Annotated in this window: 3 protein-coding genes; 2 read left to right on the top strand and 1 reads right to left on the bottom strand. The window is 47.5% G+C overall.

All coding sequences use genetic code 11. The annotated features are described in order from the left end of the window. Positions 1–878 precede the first annotated feature (878 nt). Both AC5I6P_RS00870 and AC5I6P_RS00865 read left to right on the top strand, forming a co-directional pair. The gene (locus tag AC5I6P_RS00870; protein ID WP_495691871.1) at positions 879–2,840 is read left to right on the top strand and encodes an iron uptake porin; all 1,962 of its coding nucleotides are present in this window, start codon (positions 879–881) and stop codon (positions 2,838–2,840) included. Between the two features lie 321 nt (positions 2,841–3,161). Next, positions 3,162–3,356, top strand: coding sequence for a DUF2795 domain-containing protein (locus tag AC5I6P_RS00865; protein ID WP_495691870.1), 195 nt, complete (start codon positions 3,162–3,164; stop codon positions 3,354–3,356). Positions 3,357–3,542: 186 nt separating this feature from the next. Here the strand turns inward: AC5I6P_RS00865 and AC5I6P_RS00860 are convergent. Next, a protein-coding gene (locus tag AC5I6P_RS00860) for an IS5 family transposase (protein ID WP_495691869.1) occupies positions 3,543–4,306 on the bottom strand; the annotation gives its coding sequence in 2 pieces (ribosomal slippage) (positions 3,543–3,983 and positions 3,986–4,306; 762 coding nt in all). Positions 4,307–4,534 lie beyond the last annotated feature (228 nt).

The following is a 4,534-nucleotide window of genomic DNA, read 5'->3' as shown; positions in this document are numbered from 1 at the left end:
TTCGCGCTTGGATGGCGGCGCAAGACCAGCCCCATGAACGCTTTGTATTCCCTGAAGAAGTATTGCCTCGCGGTAATGCTCTCTAAAGCAACCTAGTATATAGAGCTAATTAAACGCTTCTGCTAAATCGGCAGAAGCGTTTTTTTACCCTCATTTCAAAAGCTCGTGCTATATTAGGCGAAGGGTACTAGATGCCCGATTTACAGGTTCTAAACTATCCACATTAGACCGTTTAGGCAATAGGAGGTGATGCCCATGATAGAAAGTAGTAAATACATGGGTCGTCAGGTTGAACTGAATCGGCTGTGCGCCGGAGCCGTTCTCTAGAGGCTGAACCAATCTTCCTTGTGAAGATACTGTCTGCTAAAGACTAGGCTAAACGGATTTCCTTCCGGCAGTCTGGTTCTTACCTGAAGACCCGCTACACCGCTCCTACCCCTAAGAGTTCTGGCTTTTGCTAGTTTTCTTTTGGTAGGAGCGGATAGTTTTTTAAAGGGGTATTTTGAATTTTATAAACACAAGCTGCTCGCACGCCTACTTTGCGTGGTGTTAAGAATTTAGTTTCGAGATATAACTCTAGCCTGTCTTCGAGCCTCGCTAGCCTTATTATTTATTACAACAATGATTAATGAGCAACATTCTTAAGGGAACTGCGCTGCAAGGTCTATTCTGTTGAGTTTTGTCCGTTGAGTTTTGCTTGACCTTGCCTGATGGTGTATGCCGACGCACTGAGAAATAATATTTTCTAATTTGATCGCTAAAGTCTAATTCTGCGGTTAAACTTGATAGTGTTACTGTTGAGTGATCATGCCGACTAAAGGTTCCAGTACCAAAAGCTCTAATAGTCGTTTGATACCAGGTGTGAGGAGAACTAAACAATGCGTAAGGTTTTATTGAATTCTTTGTTCATCAGTCCTGCCGTCTTGGGTGCGGCACTCGTGATGTCTTCTGCTGCGATCGCAGCAGAGAAGCAAGTAGGTCAGGCTTCTTTGTTATCCCCCGTTCAGATCAATTCCCAAAGTCTTGACGCATCTGCTTTGAAGGTAGATAGCCAACTTTCTTTGGCAAAGCCATCTGCACCCACCGTTGAATCTGTTAAGTCGCTAGATAAGCTCGCTGCTGCTACTACTACAGTTGCTGCTACTACTACATCAGTTGAGGTTGCACAGGCTCCTAGCGATGTAAAAGTTGCGCAGGCTTCTCCAGAAGTTCAGGCGGCTCCTGATTCCTCTGCGCCTAGTGTTGATTCTCTAGATCAGATTAACCGTTACAGCCGAGAAGGAAAGTCGGCTGGTAATTCGTCTGCAGGTCAAGTCACCTCGGTCTCTCAGCTTTCGGACGTTCGCCCCACTGACTGGGCATTCCAAGCTTTACAATCGTTGGTTGAGCGCTATGGCTGTATTGCAGGCTATCCCGATCGCACCTATCGTGGAAACCGTGCGTTGACCCGCTATGAATTTGCGGCTGGTCTAAATGCATGTCTCGATCGCGTCAACGAATTAATTGCAGCGTCAACCGCAGACCTCGTGAAGAAAGAGGATCTGGCAACGCTTCAAAAGCTGCAAGAAGAGTTTGCAGCTGAACTGGCAACCCTGCGTGGACGGGTAGACGCTCTAGAAGCACGTACCACTACCCTAGAGAAGCAGCAGTTCTCGACAACAACTAAGCTAGCTGGTGAGGCAATTTTTGCAGTCACTGATGAATTTGGAGTAGATGGAACCAACGGAAATAACACCGTGTTCCAAAATCGTGTTCGCTTGTCCTTGAACACAAGCTTTACAGGAAACGACTTGTTGGTCACTCGTATTGCCGCTGGAAATGCTCAACAATTTGCATTGTCTCCAACTGGCATCGCTAACGGTACTGCTGCTGAGGGGCTTCAAACCTTCAACTTTGGCAGCACGGGTAACAACCAAGCGCTGATTGACTGGGTTGCGTACTACTTCCCCCTCAATGACAGGGTTAAGTTCTACATCCCAGCGGTTGGGGGCTTGCACTATGACTATGCTCCGACTGCAAACCCAGCCTTAGATTCGGGCGATAGTGGCAGCACGACGCTATCAATATTTGGGCAACGCAACCCCATCTATAACATTGGTGGCGGTTCTGGTGTTGGTGTCAACGTCAAGGTAAGCGATGCCTTCCAAATTAGCGGTGGCTATTTAGCAGACAATTCGGACCCAAGTATAATTGCTGCTACTGGTGCGAATAGTCCTGCTGCCAAAGGCGGTTTGTTCAACGGCAGCTACAGCGCTTTGGGACAGATTAGCTTCAATGCTAGTGACGCGCTGCAAATTGGTTTAACCTATGTGAACGCTTATCGCAGGGGCGCAATTTTTGATACTGGTACTGGCGTTGCTGCAACGAGTGGTACCTTTTTAGGCAACACTTCTAACCGGTTTGGTACTCCTGTTTTTGGTGCCACCACGACTCCAGCGCAAGTAAATGCTTACGGTGCTGAGGTTGCCTTCAAACTAAGTCCTAAGATTGTCCTTAACGCCTTTGGTTCACTCATCAATGCTGACTTTGTAGATGATGGTGCTGGTCAGCGAGATATCTGGACGTATGGCGTAGGTCTTTCTTTCCCTGATTTTGGTAAGAAAGGTAACTTGCTTGGTTTTGTCGCAGGTGCAGAGCCTTACTTGGGTAACCCAACCGCAGCTCAACGGGCAGCGGGTGTGCGGAATGACATTCCTCTGCACTTCGAGGGCTTCTACAAGTATCAGCTAAACGACAACATCTCGATTACTCCTGGTGTGATTTGGATTGTGAATCCTGGTCAAAACGAGGCTAATGATGATGCTATCATCGGTACCCTAAGAACCACCTTCACGTTCTAACGTTCAGTTAATTGCTTTGAAATAAAAAAGCCCTACACTCGTGGGGCTTTTTTATTGGGGCTTACTGTGATGCTGTGAATCATTTCGCGTTTGTAAAGGGTCTAGCTAAACAAGCATGATTCTCTTACTTAAATGCTTGCTTATGGTTAGCAAGCCTCATGATTGCAGCTTATCTTGTTCGGTTAGAGTTTTTGTGTTAGACATCCTCTGTTCTAAGGTAGATGGCTAATAAAGGTAGCGCGATTCTGTAGAGAGGTAATGTTAGTTGAGGTTAGCCTACGATTACCAGAGTTTAATGATGTCAAATTTGGAGAGGTCGCTATGGCTAGGGTAAATTCAATTGAAGTTCAGAAGTATTTGAAAGGAATTGACTACCCGATGAACAAGGAAAATCTTGTGAAACACGCACAAGAGAATGGTGCTGATAAGGAATTGCAGTCGATTTTGCAGGAACTACCAAGAGATGAATTCCAGACTCCAGCCGATGTGAATAAAGCGATCGGAGAGATTGAGTAATTCTATACAGGCGCTTTGAGGTGAAGTAAGGAGACTCTTTCCTAGTTCCAGCAGTTGTTGAGGCACGCTCAGTAGGGTTTAGAGTATGGTTACGTTGAGAGTGCGATTGATCTAACTCAGTCAGGAAGGTTTTGAAGTTTAACTTCATCCCAAATTCACACTCACTGATAGTCTTAGAGCGTGTCATCAATTGAGCCAAATGACGGCGGCAGCGAGATAGATTGCACCGAGAAAGTTCCTCGCCCGCTTATCGTAGCGGGTGGCAATAGCTCGGTACTGCTTCAGCTTGGCAAAGAAGTTCTCAATCAAGTGACGCGCTTTATACAACTCTTGGTCATACTCCCGCACGCTCTTGCGGTTGCGTCGGGGCGGAATCACGGCGGTCTTGCCCTGAGCGTGAAGTGGCTCAATCACTCGCTCATCGGCATCGTATCCCTTATCTGCCAGCACTGTGTCGGCAACCACATCTGGTAGCAGTTGGTCGCCTCCCTCCAAGTCGCACGACTGCCCAGGGGTGAGGTGAAAGCGGATAGGATTAACCAACGCATCCACCACTGCATGAATCTTGGTACTCAGCCCGCCTTTGCTCCGTCCAATCGCTTCTGATTTTGGCTCCCCCCTTTTGCCCCCGCACTGTGCTGGTGAGCACGGACGATGGTTGAGTCAATCATGGCGTATTCATTGTCGGCATCCTCGGCTAGATGCTGAAACACGCGCTCCCACACCCCGGTTTTTGCCCACCGACTAAAGCGTGTGTGCACTACTCGGAAGTCGCCAAATCGCGCTGGCAAATCGCGCCAAGGAATGCCTGCTCGGTAGCGATATAGCACGGCTTCGATAAACAATCGATTGTCCTTAGCAGTCACACCAACCGTGCCTTCACGTCCCGGCAGTAAGTCTTTGATTTGGTTCCACTGGCCATCTCGGAGGGCGTATCGTCGAGTCGTCATCTGTTCTCTTCGGGGTTCTACTCTTACTCTTAACTGGTTCCAGTTTAACGAATTGATGACACGCCCTAGAGCACTTCTATAACATTTGAATGCGTCGATAGCTGTATTCACTTCAATACAGCTTTTTTATTGAAAAAACGAAACTGAAATTGTTCAAACACTATAGCTGTAGGCACAGAAGTTAGGACGCAGCCTGGCTGAGAACAGTCTCCATCGCCTCACGCAAAC

The organism is Myxacorys sp. (genome assembly GCF_059501405.1).
This window is presented reverse-complemented; position numbering and strand designations above follow the sequence as displayed.